The sequence below is a fragment of the Micromonospora sp. WMMC241 genome (genome assembly GCF_027460165.1).
Taxonomy (GTDB): Bacteria; Actinomycetota; Actinomycetes; order Mycobacteriales; family Micromonosporaceae; genus Micromonospora; species Micromonospora humi.
In genome coordinates, this window is the sequence record NZ_JAPZBF010000001.1 from 3,614,197 (window position 1) to 3,630,055 (window position 15,859).

The following is a 15,859-nucleotide window of genomic DNA, read 5'->3' on the forward strand; positions in this document are numbered from 1 at the left end:
GCGGGGAGCCTGCTCAGACATCGTACGGCGGGCGCGGAATCGGGTCCACCATCGCGTCGAACCCGCGCGGGAGCTGCGCCACGAGATCCTCGAACTCGCCGACCGTGACCGTGTCGCGCAACGTGGCGAGCACCGCCCGGGCACCCACCTCGGCGACCGCCGGGTCCACCGCGGCCCGCTCCGCCACCCGGTAGAGGAAGTCCACCGCGGCGCCGGTCGCCCCGCCCCGGTCGGGCGCCGACAGGTAGCCGCCGACGTCGTCCGGCAACTGGGCGGCGAGATCGGCCGACTCGTCGGCGGTGATCCGCTCGGCGAGCGTCTGCAGCACCGCCCGGGAGATCGTCGCGGCGTCGTCGGTGGGCAACTCGGCCCGACGCGCCACCGCATCGACGAACAGGGGAAACCGCACCCCGCCCCTCCCCTCCCCGCCGACCGCCGCGACCCCGCGCCGCCCCGCCGGCCCCGGCGAGTACCCACCCCCACCCCCACCAAACGCCCCTCGCTCCCGCTCCCGCTCCCGCTCCCGCTCCCGCTCCCGCTCCCGCTCCCGCTCCCGCTCCCGCGATCTTGCACTTGCGGCCCTGGCAGAGGCGATAAATGCGACGTATCGAAGGCACCAACTGCAAGATCGGCGAGAGGGAGTTCGCGTCGCCGCGAAGATCGACTCCGATGCGAACTCCTTGATCACCGAACGCTTCACCCGGTCGGACGAGTGGGCGGCGGTTACTCGGACGGGCTGCGCTCGCGGGACGCCGGGTTGGCAGCGCCTCCTCAGCTAGGGCATCGACCGCCGAGTGGAATGCCATGGGTGTCTACCGCCCCACGACACACCCATACCGCTCCACTCACGGCCAGGGTGGGGCCTGGGTGGAACGCCATGGGTGTCTACCGGGGCGCGACACACCCATACCGTTCCACCCGGGTGCCGAGTGGGGCGCGAAGTGACGGGGAAGGCGCCACGCTCAGCCGATCGCCCATCGAGACGGGACCGGAAATCGCCTCTCGGCGAGGAGGAGGAGTGGAGGTCAACCGCCGATCGGGGCGCCGCGCCACTGCCAGGTGTCGCGGCGGGGGCGGGCGGGCAGGTCGGTGCGGCCGACGCACCAACGCAGCGCCGCCCACGGGTCGACGCCGGCCAGGCCGGGCGCCACGTCGGGAAAGAGCCGCGCCACCACCCGCGCGCACACCGGGCGGGGCGCGTCGACGGCCGTGCCCAGGCCGGCGGCGATGTCCTCACCGTGCAGCAGCACCTCGGCCACGCCCATCGCGGCGAAACCGGCCGGGTCGGCCTGGCCGGACGGGTGGAACGCCCGTACTCCGGCCGGGGTGCCGCGGACCGCCAGCGCGAGCAACCCGGCCGCGCAGGTCACACACTCGACCATCTCGGCCGGCGAGGCGCCGGGCTCCACCACGGCGGCGAGGCGCACGAACCGGGCGGCCGGGCGGGACACCACCTGCGCCGCGTACGACAGCAGGGTGTCGGCGAGGTGCTCGGCGGTGTGCCGGCAGTCCCAGTCCAGCCCGCCGGCGGGTCGGGACCAGTCCGCCCCGGTCACCGACGCGAGCGACGCCGCCACGCACGCGGCCGCCCGGTCCAGGTCGTCGGCGGTGACCGTCATCGTGTCCTCCCGGGTCGGCTCCGCACCATCCTGCCCGAGCGGTCCCCGATCCGCCGCCCCCGACGAGACGCCCCGGATCGGTAGCATCCGCGGCATGGCCCCCGTCACCCGTCCCGGCGCCTGCCCACTGGACTGCCCCGACACCTGCGTCTGGCAGCTCACCGTCGACGACGGCCGGGCCGTCGCGCTGCGCGGCGACCGCGACCACCCGTTCACCCGGGGCGCGCTCTGCGGCAAGGTGAACCGCTACCTCGACGCGGTCAACGGTCCCGACCGGCTCACCACGCCCTGGATCCGCACCGGCCCGAAGGGCGCCGGGCGCGTCGCGTACCGGCCGGCGAGCTGGGCCGAGGCCCTCGACCGGGTGGCCGCCGGGCTGCGGGCGAGCATCGACCGCGACGGGCCGGAGTCGGTGCTGCCCTACTACTTCGCCGGCACCATGGGGCTCGTCCAGGGCTGGACCATGGGGCCGCGGCTCTTCGCCCACCTGGGCGCGTCCCGGTTGGACACCACCATCTGCACGGCGGCGGCGAACGCGGCCACGCGGTCGATCTACGGCCGCTCGGTGGGCTTCGAGCCGGAGTCCGTCGTCGACGCCCGGCTGATCGTGCTCTGGGGCTCCAACCCGCTCGTCACCAACCTGCACCAGTGGCCGTTCGTGCAGCAGGCCCGCGAGCGCGGGGCGTACGTGGTGACGGTCGACCCGCTGCGGACCGACACGGCGGCCCGCAGCGACGAGCACGTCGCGCCGCTGCCCGGCACCGACGCGGCGCTCGCGCTCGGGCTGATGCGGCACGTGCGCGACGCCGGCGCGGCCGACGAGCCGTGGCTCGCCGCGCACACCGTCGGCTGGGCCGAGTTGTCCGCCCGGCTCGACGAGTGGCCGGTGGAGCGGGCCGCCGCCGAGTGCGGCCTGCCGGTCGACGTGGTGCGCCGGCTCGGCGACCGGATCGCCACCACCCGGCCCACCGCGATCCGCGTCGGGCTCGGCCTGCAACGGCACGCCGGCGCCGGCCAGGCGATCCGGGCGATCTGCGCGCTGCCGCTGGTCACCGGCGACTTCCGGTATCCCGGCGGCGGGGCGCTGGTGACCACCAGCGGCCACCACGTGGTCGACAACGGGCCGGTGATCCGGCCGGCCGGCATGCCGGCGCCGCCGGCCCGGTCGGTGAACATGAGCCGGCTCGCCGCGGTGCTCACCGGCGAGGCCGACCCGCCGGTGACGTCGCTGGTGGTGTTCAACGCCAACCCGGCCGCCACCGCGCCGGACCAGACCCGGCTGCTCGCCGGCCTGCGCCGCGCCGACCTGTTCACCGTGGTGCTGGAGCAGCGCTGGACCGACACCTGCGACCACGCCGACGTGGTGCTGCCGGCCACCATGCAGCCCGAGCACCTCGACCTGCAGACCTCCTACGGGCACCATTACACGACGCTGAACCTGCCGGTCACCCGCGCGCCCGGCGAGGCGCTGCCGAACACCGAGATCTTCCGCCGGATCGCCGCCGCGCTCGGCGTCGACCACCCGGCGTTCCGGGACAGCGACGAGGACCTCGCCCGGCAGTTGCTGGCCGGCGCGCCGATCAGCTTCGAGGAGCTGCGCGAGCGCACGTACGCCCGGCTCACCGGTGTCCCGGTCGGCTCGGCGCCGTTCGCCGACGGCGGGTTCCCCACCCCGGACGGGCGGGCCCGGCTGCACGACCCGACGCTGGCCCGGCTCGGGGTGGATCCGCTGCCCGGCTACACGCCGCCGGTCGAGGCGGTCGACGTCGACCTGGCCCGCCGGTTCCCGCTGCTGCTGCTCGCCCCGGCCGGCCGTTACCTGATGAACTCCACGTTCGCCTCGCTGCCCTGGCACGCCCGCCGGGCCGGGCCGCCCCGGGTGCACCTGCACCCGGACGACGCGGCGGCGCGCGGGCTGGCCGACGGCGACGCGGTTCGGGTGCGCAACGACCGGGGCGCGTTCCTCGCCGCGGTGGCCGTGGACGAGGCGACCCGGCCGGGGCTGGCGTTCACCTACAAGGCGTACTGGGCCCGGTCGAGCCCCGGGCGGTCCACGGTGAACGCGGTGACCGCGGTCCGCGACGCCGACCTGGGCGGGGCGCCGACGTTCCACGACTGCCGGGTCGAGGTCGAGCCGGTGCCGGCCGAGTTGCTGGCCACCGATCCGCCCGCCGACCACGTCGCGGACGTGCCGGTGCCGGCCCGCTGAACCCCGGGACTTCCGGCCCGGGCACCGGGTCCGTGCGCCCCTGCTCCACCTCGTCCCCGCCGCCTAGCGTCGGGGACGAGGGTGCCGGAGGCGGCGGGGACGAGGGAGGACGCCATGCGTACGTGGCAGGTACGGGACGTGATGACCACCGACGTGGCGTCGGTGCGCGAGGGCACGGCGTACCGGGAGATCGTCGACGTGCTGACCGACCGGCGGGTGACGGCGGCCCCGGTGGTGGACGGCGACCGGCGGGTCCTCGGGGTGGTCTCGGAGGCGGACCTGATGTACAAGGTGGAGCTGTCCGGGCAGCCGCGAGAGCGTCGGATCGTGCCCGACCGGCACCGCCGGGAGGCGCGGGCGAAGGCCGGCGCGACGCTCGCGGCCGACCTGATGACGGCTCCCCCGGTCACCGTCGCGCCGGACGCGACGCTCGTCGAGGCGGCCCGGCGGATGGACTCGCGTGGGGTGAAACGACTGCCGGTGGTCGACGACCTGGGCCGGCTGGTCGGCATCGTGACCCGCGGTGACCTGCTCAAGGTGCACCTGCGCCCGGACGCGGACATCCGGCGGGACGTGGTCGACGAGGTGCTGCGGCGCACGCTCGGCGTGCGCGACGGCGTGGTGGACGTGACAGTGCACGAAGGCGTGGTGACGCTCACCGGCCAGTTGGAGCGCTGGTCCACGGTGCGCCTGGCGCTGCGGCTGACCCGGCAGGTCAGCGGCGTGGTCGAGGTGATCGACGCGCTCGGCTACGCGATCGACGACGCGCCGCACTCGGCGTTGCGGCTCGGCGGCGGCATGCCGGCCGGCATCGCCTGAGCGAGCGCGCCGCCGGGCCGGCAGGGGTACGCCGCCGGGGCGGGCCGGGACGGCCGGCGGCGTCGGCCTGGGGGTGACGCCGCCGGCCCGCTCACCCTTCGGCGAGCGCGTCCAGCACCAGCGCGGCGGTCCAGCTGAACGCCGGTGAGCCGAGGCCGGCCCCGGTGTCCGGGTGGAAGTACTCGTGGCAGCCGGCGCCGTCGACCAGGTCGAGCAGGGACTCGCGCAGCCCGGCCGCCAGGTCGGCCCGGCGGTGGGTGCGTAGCCCCTGCCAGAGCAGCCAGCCGGTGTTCACCCAGCTCGGCCCGCGCCAGTAGCGCAGCGGCTCGAAGTTCGGCGCGGTGCGGTCGTGGGTGGGCAGCGGCCGGTCCATCCGGGCGGCCAGGCCGAACCGGGGCGAGCACGCCTCGGCCAGCACGGCCCGCACCTGCGGCTCGGGCAGCTCGGGCAGCGCCAGCGGCAGCAGCCCGAGCACGGTACGGGGACCGACGAGCCGGTCGGTGCGGACGTCGCGCGGGCGGAACGTGCCGGCGACCGGGTCCCAGAGCCGGTTCACCAGGGCCTCGGTGATCCGGGCGGCCCGGTCGCGGTGCGGGCACGGGTCCGCGCCGACGACTGTCGCGATCCGCGCCAGCGCGTACTCGGAGACGCCGAGCGCGGCGTTGACCAGCGGGCACTCCACCAGGAACGGGTGCCGGCCGAGCAGCCCCTCGTCGCGGTAGCGGCCGGCCCGGTAGCTGTCCACCAGGGCGACGTAGCGCGCGTAGTCCAGGTCGGTGGGGCGGTGCGCGGCGTCGGCGTGCGCGGTGTCGTGCCGGCGGTACGCGCGCATCACCGACTCGTCGGCCGGCACCGCGGCCAGCGGCGCGTCCCAGGCGGGGCTGTTGTCCAGGCCGGACTCCCACGGGTGCACGATCGCGGCCAGTCCGCCCCCGCCGACGTCCCGTCGCCCGGTCAGGTAGCGCTGTTGGGCGACCAGCCGGGGATAGAGCCGGCGCAACGCGGCCACCGACGCCTCCGACGGCGCGCGCCGGTGCACCAACCACGCGGCGGGGGCGTGCACGGGCGGTTGGACGATGCCGGAGGTGGGCGCCGCCGGGGCGCCCTCGGCGCGGGCCGAGTCCCAGAACTCGGGGCCGGGGAAGTACGAGCCGACGCGCAGCGCCGGGTTGAACACGATGTGCGGCACCCGCCCGTCGACCCACTGCGCGGCGAACAGCGTGCGCAGCTCGCGCCAGGCCCGGTCCGGGCGGACGTGCGCCAGCCCGACCGCGATGAACGCCGAGTCCCAGCTCCACTGGTGCGGGTAGAGCGTCCGCGACGGCACGGTGTGGTCGTGTTCCCAGTTGGCGTCCAGGGTGGCCAGCGCGAGCCGGCGCAGCCGGGCGTCCCGTTCGGCGCCGGCCCGTACGCCGGCGGCCAGGCTGCCGGTCACGCCGCGACCCGCCACGGCCGGTCCGGGCGCAACGCGGCGGCGGCCTGGCGCAGCGCGGCGACCGGTTCGCCCCGCAGCCGGCACTCCAGCGCCAGCCACCCGGGATAGCCGATCTCGTCGAGCGTGTCCAGCAGCGCGGCCCAGTCCAGGTGCCCGGCGCCGGGTTGGTGCCGGTTGGAGTCGCTGACCTGCACGTGCCCGAGGTACGGCGCGGCGGCGCGCAGCGCGGCGCACGGGTCGTCCTCCTCGATGTTCATGTGGTAGGTGTCGGCGACCACCCGAACCGCGGGTGACCCGACCGCCCGGCACAGCTCGACGGCCTGGTCGAGGCGGTTGACCATGTGGTCCTCGTACCGGTTGAGCGGTTCCAGGAAGAGCGTGACCCCCTCGGCGCGGGCGTGCTCGCCCAGCTGGCCGAGCGCGTCGACGAGCACCCGCCGGTCACCGTCGACGGACCGGGGCGGCTCGAACGGAGGCAGCCGGCGGGAGAACATGCCCCACGCGGCCGGCGTCATGGCGCCGACGCCGCCCAGCTCGGCGATCACGGAGAGCTGGGAGCGGAGGTTGCGCACCGCGTCCCGGGAGCGGTCCGGGTCGAAGTCGCCGATGAAGTGGTCCATCTCGACGCAGACGGTCGGCGTCACCACCCCGGCGGCGTGGGCCCGGCGCAGCTCCGGCAGCCGCCGGGCCAGCGCGAGGTCCCCCCGTCCGCGCAGCTCGATGCCCTGGTAGCCGAGGGAGACGGCGAGGGCGTACTTGTCGATCAGGTCGGCGCCGGGAAGCAGTTGCTCCTGGCAGGCCAGTGGGATGTCCATTCAGAACCTCAGCACCACTTGGAGGACGTCACCGTCACCGCGGTCGAGCAACGCCAGGGCGTCGGCCACCGCGCCCGCGTCGACGACGTGGCTCACCAGCGGCAGCGGGTCGACGCTGCCCTCCGCCACCAGGTCCATGAAGGTGTGTGCGATCCGTGTCGGGGTCCACCGGCCGGCCGTGCCCGGTGCCGGGTCCGGCCCGGAGACCTGCGCGGCCACCAGCTGGATCCGGTTGTGGTGGAACTCCTCGCCGAGTTCCAGCCCGTGTGCGTACCCCTGGTAGAAGCCGGCGGCGACGACGCGGCCGGCGTGCGCGGTGGCCTTGATCGCCTGGTGCAGCGCCGGGTACACGCCGGACAGCTCCAGGCAGACGTCGGCGCCCCGGCCGTCGGTGGCCGCGCGGAGCGCGTCGGCGGCCGAGTCGCCGACGGCGTCGACCACCAGGCGGGCGCCGTAGCGGCTCGCGTACGCCAGCCGCCTGGGCACCCGGTCCACGGCCACCACCCGGGCGCCGGACAGCACGGCGAGGCGGGTGCCGAGCAGCCCGATGACGCCCTGGCCGAAGACGCCGACCCAGTCACCGAGGTGCAGGTCGCCGGCGAGCACCGCGGTCAGCGCGATGGCGCCGGGCCGGGCGAAGACGGCGGCGAGCGGGTCCAGGCCGGGGGCGAGCGGGTGCGCCGCGACGGCGGGGAGCACCGCCTCCGCGCGGTGGCCCCAGATGCCCCAGACGAGCTGCCCGGCGCGGCGGTCGGCGACGTCGGGCGCGACCTCGACGATCTCGCCGACCTCCTCGTAGCCGAAGCCGACCACCGGGTACGCGGGTCCGGCCTGGCGGGGCACGAACATCCGGGCGCCCGCGTCCCAGTCCTTGCGGAGCCGGGGGTTGCTGCCCCGGTAGAGGGTCAGCTCGGTGCCGGCGGAGATGCCCGAGTAGCAGGTGCGGACGCGGACCTGGCCCGGGCCGAGCCGGTCCGGGGGGCAGGGCTCCAGGCGAACGCGCCGGGGCCCGGCCAGAGAGACAACCCAGTTGCTCATGGCGTCGCTCCGAAGAAAGTGCCGGCCTCAATGCTAACCCCAAAAAATGGGCATATGTGATTAGATTGATGAATCCGTGGGTATTGATGCCACGCCGTGCTCCTTGGAGAAAGGTGCCACCGATGTCATCACCCTCAACACGGCTGCTCGCGTCGAGCCTGATCCTGGCACTGGCCGGGGTCGGTGCGACCGCCTGCAGCGACGACGGGCAGAAATCCGACAGTACGCAGATCACCGTCTGGAGCCTGGAGGACGTGGCCGACCGGGTCAACGCCACCAAGGCGATCATCGCCGACTACACCGCGAAGACCGGCGTCAAGGTCAACCTGGTCACCGTCAACGAGGACCAGTTCCCGTCCCTGATCGCGTCCAGCGCCGCCGCCGGCGACCTGCCCGACGTGGTCGGCTCGGTGTCGCTGGCCGGCGTCCGCACGCTCGCCGCCAACGAACTGCTGGAGCCGGACGCCAACAAGGCGGTGGTCGACAAGCTCGGGCGGGACACGTTCTCCCCCCGCGCGCTGGAGCTGACCAGCGACGGTGGCACCCAGCTCTCGGTGCCCAGCGACGGCTGGGGCCAACTGCTGGTCTACCGCAAGGACCTGTTCGACGCCGCCGGCCTGCCGGCCCCCGACACGTACGAGAAGATCGCCGCCGCGGCGGCGAAGCTGAACACCGGCGGCGTCGCCGGCATCACCGCGGCGACCGCCCCCGGCGACGTGTTCACCCAGCAGACGTTCGAGCACCTCGCGCTCGCCAACGGCTGCCAGCTCACCGACGACTCCGGCAAGGTCACCCTGGACTCGCCGCAGTGCGTGGAGGCGTTCCGGTTCTACGGCGACCTGATGCGGAACAACTCGGTCAAGGGCGCCCAGGACGTCGACACCACCCGGGCCACCTACTTCGCCGGCAAGGCGGCCATGCTGATCTGGTCGCCGTTCGTCCTCGACGAGCTGGCCGGCCTGCGCAACGACGCCCGGCCCACCTGCCCGCAGTGCCAGTCCGACCCGGCGTGGCTGGCGAAGAACAGCGGGTTCGTCACCGCGATCAAGGGTCCGAACGGCACCGAGCCGGCCCAGTACGGCGAGGTCAGCTCCTGGGCGGTGCTCGACGGCGCCGCCGATCCGGCGAAGTCCTTCGTGGAGTACATGCTCTCCGACGGCTACCCCCGCTGGTTCGGCATGTCCCCCGAAGGGCGCTTCCCGGTGCGTACCGGCACCCCCGAGGACAAGCAGAAGTTCCGCACCGCCTGGAACACCAGCCCGGCCGGGGTGGACACGAAGAAGCCGCTCTCCGACGTCTACGGCGACGACGTGCTCGCCACGCTGCGCAAGAGCCCGGACACGTTCCAGCGCTGGGGCCTCACCCAGGGCCAGGGCAAGCTGGTCGGGGCGATCCTCGGCGAACTGCCGGTGCCGAAGGCGCTCGCCGACGTGGTCGGCGGCAAGACCGACGCCCAGGCCGCCGCCGAGCGGGCCAAGAAGGACGTCGAGGCCATCGCCAAGGGTGTCAATTGACCACCACCGCGCCGGAGGCCGGCCGCTCCCCCACCGAGGAGCGGCCCCGCCGGCCCGGCCGCCGCCCGCTGACCCAGCGCCGCCGCGAGTCCCGCGACGGGCTCGCGCTCGTCACGCCCACCCTGCTCGTCGTGCTCGCGGTGATCGGCATCCCCATCGTGTGGACGGTGGTGCTGGCCTTCCAACGGGTACGCCTGGCGACGCTGCGCAAGACCGGCCTCTTCGGCGAGCTGACACTGGACAACGTCGACCGGGTGCTGCATACGCCCGGGTTCGCCGACACGCTCTGGACCACAGTGCTCTACAGCGTCGGCGGCACGGTCGGCTCGATCGTGGTCGGCCTGGCCGCGGCGCTCGTCGTCCGCGGGCCGTTCCGGGGCCGCACGCTGGTACGCGCGTCGATGCTGCTGCCGTACGTGGCGCCGGTGGTCGCCATGACGTTCGTCTGGCAGGTGATGCTCGACCCGCAGCTCGGCATCGTCAACGACTGGGGACAGCGCTTCCTCGGCTGGGACGCCCCGGTGGCGTTCCTGTCGCAGGAGTCCACCGCGCTGTGGACCGTCATCGCGTTCGAGGCGTGGCGCTACTTCCCGTTCGCGTTCCTGTTCCTGCTGGCCCGGCTCCAGGCCGTGCCGGCGGAGCTGGAGGAGGCCGCCCGGGTCGACGGCGCGACGCCGACGCAGCGGTTCCGGCACATCCTGCTGCCGCAGCTGATGCCGGTGATCGCGCTGATCGGCGTGCTCCGGTTCATCATGACGTTCAACAAGTTCGACGACGTCTACCTGCTCACCGGCGGATCGGCCGGCACCGAGGTGGTCAGCGTCCGGGTCTACCAGTTCCTCACCGCCCGCACCGACATCGGCGCGGCCGCCGCCCAGGCCGTCGTGCTGGCCGTGGTGCTGCTCGTGTTCGTGGCCATCTACCTGCGCTTCTTCGGCGCGAAACGGGAGGCGTGATGGATCGCGACCGGATCGAGACGGTGAGCCTGCGCTGGCTGCGCCGCCTGGTGATCGCCGGCTTCCTGGTGGTCACGCTGCTGCCGTTCTGGTACATGCTGGTGCTCTCGGTGCGCCCGATCGAGCGGCTGCTGCTCGACCCCGGCTCGCTCTGGGTGCCGTTCGGCGAGTTGACCGTCGCCACGTACGCCGAGGTGCTGCGGTCGGTGGAGAACGGCGGCCAGGGCTTCCTCACGTTCATCCGCAACAGCGGCCTGGTGGCGCTGGCCGCCACCGCGCTCACCCTGGTGGTGGCCATCCCCGGCGCGTACGCGGTCTCGCGGCTGCGGTTCTTCGGCCGCCGGCAGGTCAGCGCGCTGTTCCTGGCGGTCTACCTGTTCCCGTCGATCGTCATCGCGATCCCGCTGTTCGTGGTCTTCAGCCGGGCCGGGCTGCGCGGGTCGCTGTTCGGGCTGGTGCTGGTCTACATCTCGCAGACGCTGCCGGTCTCGGTCTACATGCTCAAGAACTACTTCGAGACCATCCCGGTCAGCCTGGAGGAGTCCGCCGCGATCGACGGGGCCGGGCGGCTCGGCATCATCCGCCGGGTCAGCCTGCCGCTGGCCGCGCCGTCGGTGATGGCGGTCGCGCTCTACGACTTCATGATCGCCTGGAACGAGTTCCTGTTCGCGCTGTTGTTCCTGGTCGACCGGCCGAACCGGTGGACCGTCTCGCTCGGGCTGTCGCTGCTCGCCGACGGCGTCGAGGTGCCCAAGACCGTGCTGATGGCCGGCTCGGTGATCCTCACCCTGCCGATCGTGGTGCTCTTCTTCGCCGGCGAACGCCTGCTCACCGAGGGCCTCACCAGCGGAGCGGAGAAGGGCTGACCCGGCATGCCAGGATGACCGGGTGCGATCACCACGGGAGCGGCCGGCCGGCGCGCGACTGGCCCGGCTGCTCACCGAGGTGCTCGCCCCGGGCGTCCTGGTCACCGCGTTGCCGCTGGTCGCCGCCGCCCGGGTCAGTCGCTCGCCGGCCCAGTTCCTGCTCTGGGGCGGCGCCGCGCTGCTGTTCTGCGCCGTGATCCCGGTCGGGGTGATCGTGCACGGCGTACGCCGGGGCCGGCTCACCGACCGGCACGTCGGCGACCACCGGCAGCGGGCCCGCCCGCTGTCGATCGGGCTGGCCTCGGTGGCCGTCGGGCTGCTCCTGCTGGCGGCGCTGCGCGCGCCCGCCGAACTGTTCGCGGTGATCGTGGTCATCTTCGTGGTCGGCGCCGCCTGCACGCTCGTCAACCACTGGTGGAAGCTGAGCATCCACGCGGCGGTCGCCGGCGCCACGGTCGCCGTGCTGGTGCTGCTGGTCGGTCCGGTGGCGCACCTGGGCTGGCCGCTGGTGGCCGCGGTCGGCTGGTCCCGGGTGCGGCTGCGCGACCACACCTGGCCACAGGTGCTGGCCGGGGTGGCGCTCGGCACGCCGCTGGCCGCCGGCACGTTCCTCGCGCTGACCTGACCGTTACGGTTGGCCCATGAGCAAGCCGACCCGTTGGGTGACCGACACCAAGCCCGGCCACTCGCAGTGGTACGTCGACCGGTTCCGCCGCCTCGCCGCCGAGGGTGCCGACCTGGCCGGTGAGGCCCGGCTGGTGGACGCGCTGGTGTCGCCCGGCGCGCGGATCCTCGACGCCGGCTGCGGCACCGGCCGGGTGGCCGGAGCGCTGGCCGCCCGGGGGCACACGCTCGTCGGCGTGGACGCCGACCCGACGCTCGTCGAGGCGGCCCGCGCCGACCACCCCGGCCCCCGCTTCCTGGTCGCCGACCTGGCCGAGCTGGACCTGCCCGGGCAGGGTGAGGCCGAACCGTTCGACGCGGCGGTGGTGGCCGGCAACGTGATGACCTTCGTCGCCCCCGGCACCGAACGCGCCGTGCTGGCCCGCGTCGCCGCACACGTGCGCCCGGACGGGCTGGTGGTGGTCGGCTTCGGCACCGACCGGGGCTACCCGCTCGCCGAGTTGGACGGCGACGCGGTGGCCGCCGGGCTGCGCCTCGAACACCGCTTCGCCACCTGGGACCTGCGCCCCTGGCACGACGGGGCCGAGTTCGCGGTGACCGTGCTGCGCCGCCCGGCCTGAGCCGAGGCGCTCCGGTCACGCCGGGGCGGCCACCGCCCGCGCGGCCTCCGGGTCCAGCGGGCTGCCCGCCGGCAACAGGTCGACCAGGCTCGCCGGCAGCCGCACCGGGCGCACCCCGGCGTAGCCGAGCATGCCCGCCACGTCCGCGCCGGCCAGCGCGTACCGCCGGCCCAGGTCGGTGACCACGCAGACCGCGCCGCCGGTCGCGCCCGGCGCGGCCACCGCCTCCACCAGCGCGCCGCGCCCCGGTTCCACCACGACCTGGTCGGCCAGCCCGCCCCGGCCCCCGGCGGTACGCGTGGCGGCGGTGAGGTCGGGAGCGGTCGCGCCGAGCCGGATCTCGCGTACGCCCGCGTCGTCACCGGCCCGGACGCAGAGCGCGCCACCCTCACCGGTGGCCAGCCGGGGTGGCACGGCGGGCGGCGCGGTCGGCCCGGACGGCACCAGGTCGGGTAGTTTCGGCAGCGCGGCGAAGCGGCCGAGCGTGATCGGCTCCGGCTCGCCCTGGCCGGTGCGCGCGAGCAGCAGCGCGGCCTGCAACTCGGTGATCCCGGCCAACCCGCCGCGCCCCGCCACCGCGTACTGCCGGCCGCCGCCGGAGTTGCGCACCAGGTAGACGTCGCCGACGGCGGCTCCCTCCACCCGCTCGGACGGGGCGCCGAGGTCGCCCACCGGCGGCGGCACCAGGTCGGCGCCGGCCGGCACGGTGTTGAGCAGCGCCGCCGCAACCGGCACGGCTCGTTCCCGGGTGGCGGCCAGCGCGGCGAGCACCCGGTCGGTGTCGCGCAGCAGGTACCGCCGGTCGTGCCAGAGCAGGTGCAGCCCGCCGTCCGGGTGGCGGACCAGCAGGCCCTGGTCGCCGAGCGCCCGGCCGCCGGGTACGCCCCGGCCGATCAGCAGCGCGGACCGGGCCTCGGGCCGGCCCGCCTCTCCGGTCACCGACGAGCAGAGCGTCCAGCCGTCGCGGACCAGCCGGTTCGCGGCGGGCAGCGAGTCCGGGGCGTCGGCGATGCCGAGCGGCAGGCCACGCGGCACCCCCTCGATGGCGCGGCCGGTGACCAGCACGGTCTTCGGCCGGTCCGCACCGATGATCAGCAGGGCCGAGGCGTAGTTGAGCACCGGGTGCAGCTTCTCGTCGCGGTAGACGAACCGGGCGCCTGATTCCTTCTCCACGATCACCGCACGGGTGTCCCGCCAGGAGTTGCCGCCGCCGGTGAACAGCCCGTACAGCGCCACCCCACCGAGCGCGATCGCGGCCACCAGCACGCTGGCCAGGCCGGCGCCGGCCAGCCGGCGGAACGGCGACTGCGCCGGGTCGGTCTCGCGCATGACCAGGGCGGCGACCGCCCGCTGGACGGTGAACTGGTACGAGTGCAGCTGGTCCTGCCGCGACGCCATCGAGTCCCCTCCACCGGATCACCGGCGCACAGGATAAGCGCTCCGTCGATCCCCTGCGACCCTCCGTGCCCCCTGGGACGCGGCGGGTGGCGGGATGGGTACCCCCTGGGGTATGTTCGGTTCAGGAGGTGGGACGTGAAGCTACGACCCGAGATGACCGGCGACGCGCTGACCCGGCTCAAGCGGGCCCGGGGGCAGCTCAACGCCGTGATCGAGATGATGGAGAACGGCGAGGACTGCCGCGCCGCGTTGACCCAGCTCGCCGCGGTGTCCAAGGCCATCGACCGGGCCGGCTTCAAGATCATCGCCTCCGGCATGCGGCACTGCGGCACCGCCCGACAGGCGGGCGAGGAGCCGGAGATGACCGAGGAGGAGCTGGAGAAGCTCTTCCTCTCCCTGGCCTAGCACCAACGACACCCCACCCGGGCCGCGTGAACGCGACCCGGGCGGGTAACCCGTGCCCGCGAACCCGGGCCGGAGTCTGTCCCGTACATACCCCCTGGGGTATGTACGACATCGAGAGGAGAACGGCACGTGACCGTCGAGGTGTCCGTCATCGCCACGTCCTCGCTCGGCGACCGCAGCTACCTGGCCACCGACGGCCGGGTGGCGATCGTGGTCGACCCGCAGCGCGACATCGACCGCGTCCTGCACCTGGCCGGTGCGAAGGGGGTGCGCGTCACCCACGTGGTGGAGACGCACATCCACAACGACTACGTCTCCGGTGGCCGGGAACTGGCCCGGATCACCGGCGCGCACTACCTGGTGGCCGCCGCCGACCAGGTCGGCTTCGACCGGATGCCGGTGGCCGACGGCGACGTGATCCCGGTCTCCGACGACCTGCGGCTACGGGTCGTCGGTACCCCGGGCCACACGTTCCACCACCTGTCGTACGTGCTGGACGAGGCGGGCGACGGCGGCTGGACCCCGGCCGGCGTGTTCACCGGCGGTTCCCTGCTGTTCGGCACCACCGGCCGCACCGACCTGCTGGGCCAGCAGCACGCCCACGAACTCGCCCACCACCAGCACGCCTCCGCGCGCAAGCTGGTCGACCTGCTGCCCGACGGCGCGCAGGTGTGGCCCACGCACGGCTTCGGCAGCTTCTGCTCGGCCAGCCAGGCCGACGCGCCCGAGTCGACGATCGGCCGGGAGAAGGAGGCCAACCCGGTGCTGCGGCTGGCCGCCGACCGGTTCGTCACCGAGACGCTCGCCGGCCTGGACGCCTACCCGGCGTACTACGCCCACATGGGCGTGGCCAACGCCGCCGGTCCCGCCCCGGTCGACCTCACCCCGGTGGCCCGCGCCGACGCGGGCGAGCTGCGCCGCCGGATCGCCGCCGGCGAGTGGGTGGTCGACCTGCGGCACCGCAAGGCGTACGCGGCCTCGCACCTGGCCGGCACCGTGAGCCTCGGCCTGGACGGGCCGATGTCGACCTGGCTCGGCTGGCTGATCGACTGGGGCGTGCCGATCACGCTCCTGGCCGAAACCCCGGACCAGGTCGCGGACGCCCAGCGGGAGCTGGTCCGGATCGGCATCGACCGACCGGCCGCCCAGGCCACCGGCGCACCCGAGCGGTGGGTCACCGAACGGTCGGAGCTGCGCGGGTTGACCGTGGCCGACTTCCCGGCGCTGGCCGCCGCGCAGGCCGGGAACACCCCGGCCGGGCTGCCGGCCCCGCAGGTCGTGCTCGACGTACGGATGACAAACGAATGGAAGGCCGGACACGTCGACGGCGCGGTGCACGTCCCCCTGCCCGACCTGCCCACACGGCTCGCCGACGTGCCCGCCGGCACGGTCTGGGTGCACTGCGGCTCCGGCTACCGGGCCACCGCCGCCGCGTCCCTGCTGGCCAACGCCGGCCGCGACGTCGTGCTGATCGACGACATGTTCGGCCAGGCCGAGACCGCCGGCGTCCGGATGGCACCGACCGCCTGACCTTCCCGTTC

General features: G+C 74.6%; 15 protein-coding genes. 9 read left to right on the plus strand and 6 right to left on the minus strand.

Translation table 11 applies throughout. The features are described 5' to 3' along the window. Positions 1 to 13: 13 nt before the first annotated feature. Both O7598_RS16755 and O7598_RS16760 read right to left on the minus strand, forming a co-directional pair. On the minus strand, positions 14 to 409 hold the full coding sequence (locus O7598_RS16755; RefSeq protein ID WP_269692265.1) for a DUF2267 domain-containing protein: 396 nt from the start codon (positions 407 to 409) through the stop codon (positions 14 to 16). Between the two features lie 616 nt (positions 410 to 1,025). Continuing rightward, the gene (locus O7598_RS16760; RefSeq protein ID WP_269692266.1) at positions 1,026 to 1,619 is read right to left on the minus strand and encodes a maleylpyruvate isomerase N-terminal domain-containing protein; all 594 of its coding nucleotides are present in this window, start codon (positions 1,617 to 1,619) and stop codon (positions 1,026 to 1,028) included. A 94-nt stretch (positions 1,620 to 1,713) separates the two neighbouring features. Between O7598_RS16760 and O7598_RS16765 the strand changes: the two genes are divergently transcribed. Beyond that, positions 1,714 to 3,828, plus strand: coding sequence for a molybdopterin-containing oxidoreductase family protein (locus O7598_RS16765; RefSeq protein WP_269692267.1), 2,115 nt, complete (start codon positions 1,714 to 1,716; stop codon positions 3,826 to 3,828). Positions 3,829 to 3,942: 114 nt separating this feature from the next. Next, positions 3,943 to 4,647: a CBS domain-containing protein gene (locus tag O7598_RS16770; protein ID WP_269692268.1), complete on the plus strand. Its 705-nt coding sequence runs from the start codon at positions 3,943 to 3,945 to the stop codon at positions 4,645 to 4,647. Positions 4,648 to 4,738: 91 nt separating this feature from the next. On the opposite strand, the gene O7598_RS16775 is transcribed toward O7598_RS16770, so the two are convergent. The 3 genes from O7598_RS16775 to O7598_RS16785 are packed head-to-tail and all read right to left on the minus strand — an operon-like array spanning position 4,739 to position 7,935. Then, positions 4,739 to 6,082, minus strand: a complete 1,344-nt coding sequence (locus tag O7598_RS16775) for an MGH1-like glycoside hydrolase domain-containing protein (RefSeq protein WP_269692269.1) — start codon at positions 6,080 to 6,082, stop codon at positions 4,739 to 4,741. Next, positions 6,079 to 6,897, minus strand: coding sequence for a sugar phosphate isomerase/epimerase family protein (locus tag O7598_RS16780; protein ID WP_269692270.1), 819 nt, complete (start codon positions 6,895 to 6,897; stop codon positions 6,079 to 6,081). The genes O7598_RS16775 and O7598_RS16780 overlap by 4 nt, the downstream gene beginning before the upstream one ends. Next, on the minus strand, positions 6,898 to 7,935 hold the full coding sequence (locus tag O7598_RS16785) for a zinc-binding dehydrogenase (RefSeq protein WP_269692271.1): 1,038 nt from the start codon (positions 7,933 to 7,935) through the stop codon (positions 6,898 to 6,900). A 122-nt stretch (positions 7,936 to 8,057) separates the two neighbouring features. Between O7598_RS16785 and O7598_RS16790 the strand changes: the two genes are divergently transcribed. From O7598_RS16790 to O7598_RS16810, 5 genes are read left to right on the plus strand one after another with little or no spacing between them, the layout of a single operon-like run. Further along, positions 8,058 to 9,449: an ABC transporter substrate-binding protein gene (locus O7598_RS16790; RefSeq protein ID WP_269692272.1), complete on the plus strand. Its 1,392-nt coding sequence runs from the start codon at positions 8,058 to 8,060 to the stop codon at positions 9,447 to 9,449. Further along, positions 9,446 to 10,405 (plus strand): carbohydrate ABC transporter permease, encoded by a 960-nt coding sequence (locus O7598_RS16795; protein WP_269692273.1) that lies wholly within the window; start codon positions 9,446 to 9,448, stop codon positions 10,403 to 10,405. The genes O7598_RS16790 and O7598_RS16795 overlap by 4 nt, the downstream gene beginning before the upstream one ends. After that, positions 10,405 to 11,271 carry a carbohydrate ABC transporter permease gene (locus O7598_RS16800; RefSeq protein ID WP_269692274.1) on the plus strand — a complete coding sequence of 289 codons (867 nt, stop codon included), beginning with the start codon at positions 10,405 to 10,407 and terminating at the stop codon, positions 11,269 to 11,271. Before O7598_RS16795 ends, O7598_RS16800 begins: the two co-directional genes overlap by 1 nt. 22 nt (positions 11,272 to 11,293) lie before the next feature. Next, complete coding sequence (locus tag O7598_RS16805) at positions 11,294 to 11,896, plus strand: phosphatase PAP2 family protein (protein ID WP_269692275.1); 603 nt, start codon at positions 11,294 to 11,296, stop codon at positions 11,894 to 11,896. A 16-nt stretch (positions 11,897 to 11,912) separates the two neighbouring features. After that, complete coding sequence (locus O7598_RS16810; RefSeq protein WP_269692276.1) at positions 11,913 to 12,515, plus strand: class I SAM-dependent methyltransferase; 603 nt, start codon at positions 11,913 to 11,915, stop codon at positions 12,513 to 12,515. 15 nt (positions 12,516 to 12,530) lie between these two features. On the opposite strand, the gene eccB is transcribed toward O7598_RS16810, so the two are convergent. Next, on the minus strand, positions 12,531 to 13,913 hold the full coding sequence (gene eccB / locus O7598_RS16815) for a type VII secretion protein EccB (protein WP_269692277.1): 1,383 nt from the start codon (positions 13,911 to 13,913) through the stop codon (positions 12,531 to 12,533). Between the two features lie 135 nt (positions 13,914 to 14,048). Between eccB and O7598_RS16820 the strand changes: the two genes are divergently transcribed. Together O7598_RS16820 and O7598_RS16825 are read left to right on the plus strand one after the other, a co-directional pair. Beyond that, positions 14,049 to 14,318: a metal-sensitive transcriptional regulator gene (locus tag O7598_RS16820; RefSeq protein ID WP_091064957.1), complete on the plus strand. Its 270-nt coding sequence runs from the start codon at positions 14,049 to 14,051 to the stop codon at positions 14,316 to 14,318. Positions 14,319 to 14,447: 129 nt separating this feature from the next. After that, entirely contained in the window at positions 14,448 to 15,848 is a 1,401-nt protein-coding gene (locus tag O7598_RS16825; RefSeq protein ID WP_269692278.1) for an MBL fold metallo-hydrolase, read from the plus strand. Positions 15,849 to 15,859 lie beyond the last annotated feature (11 nt).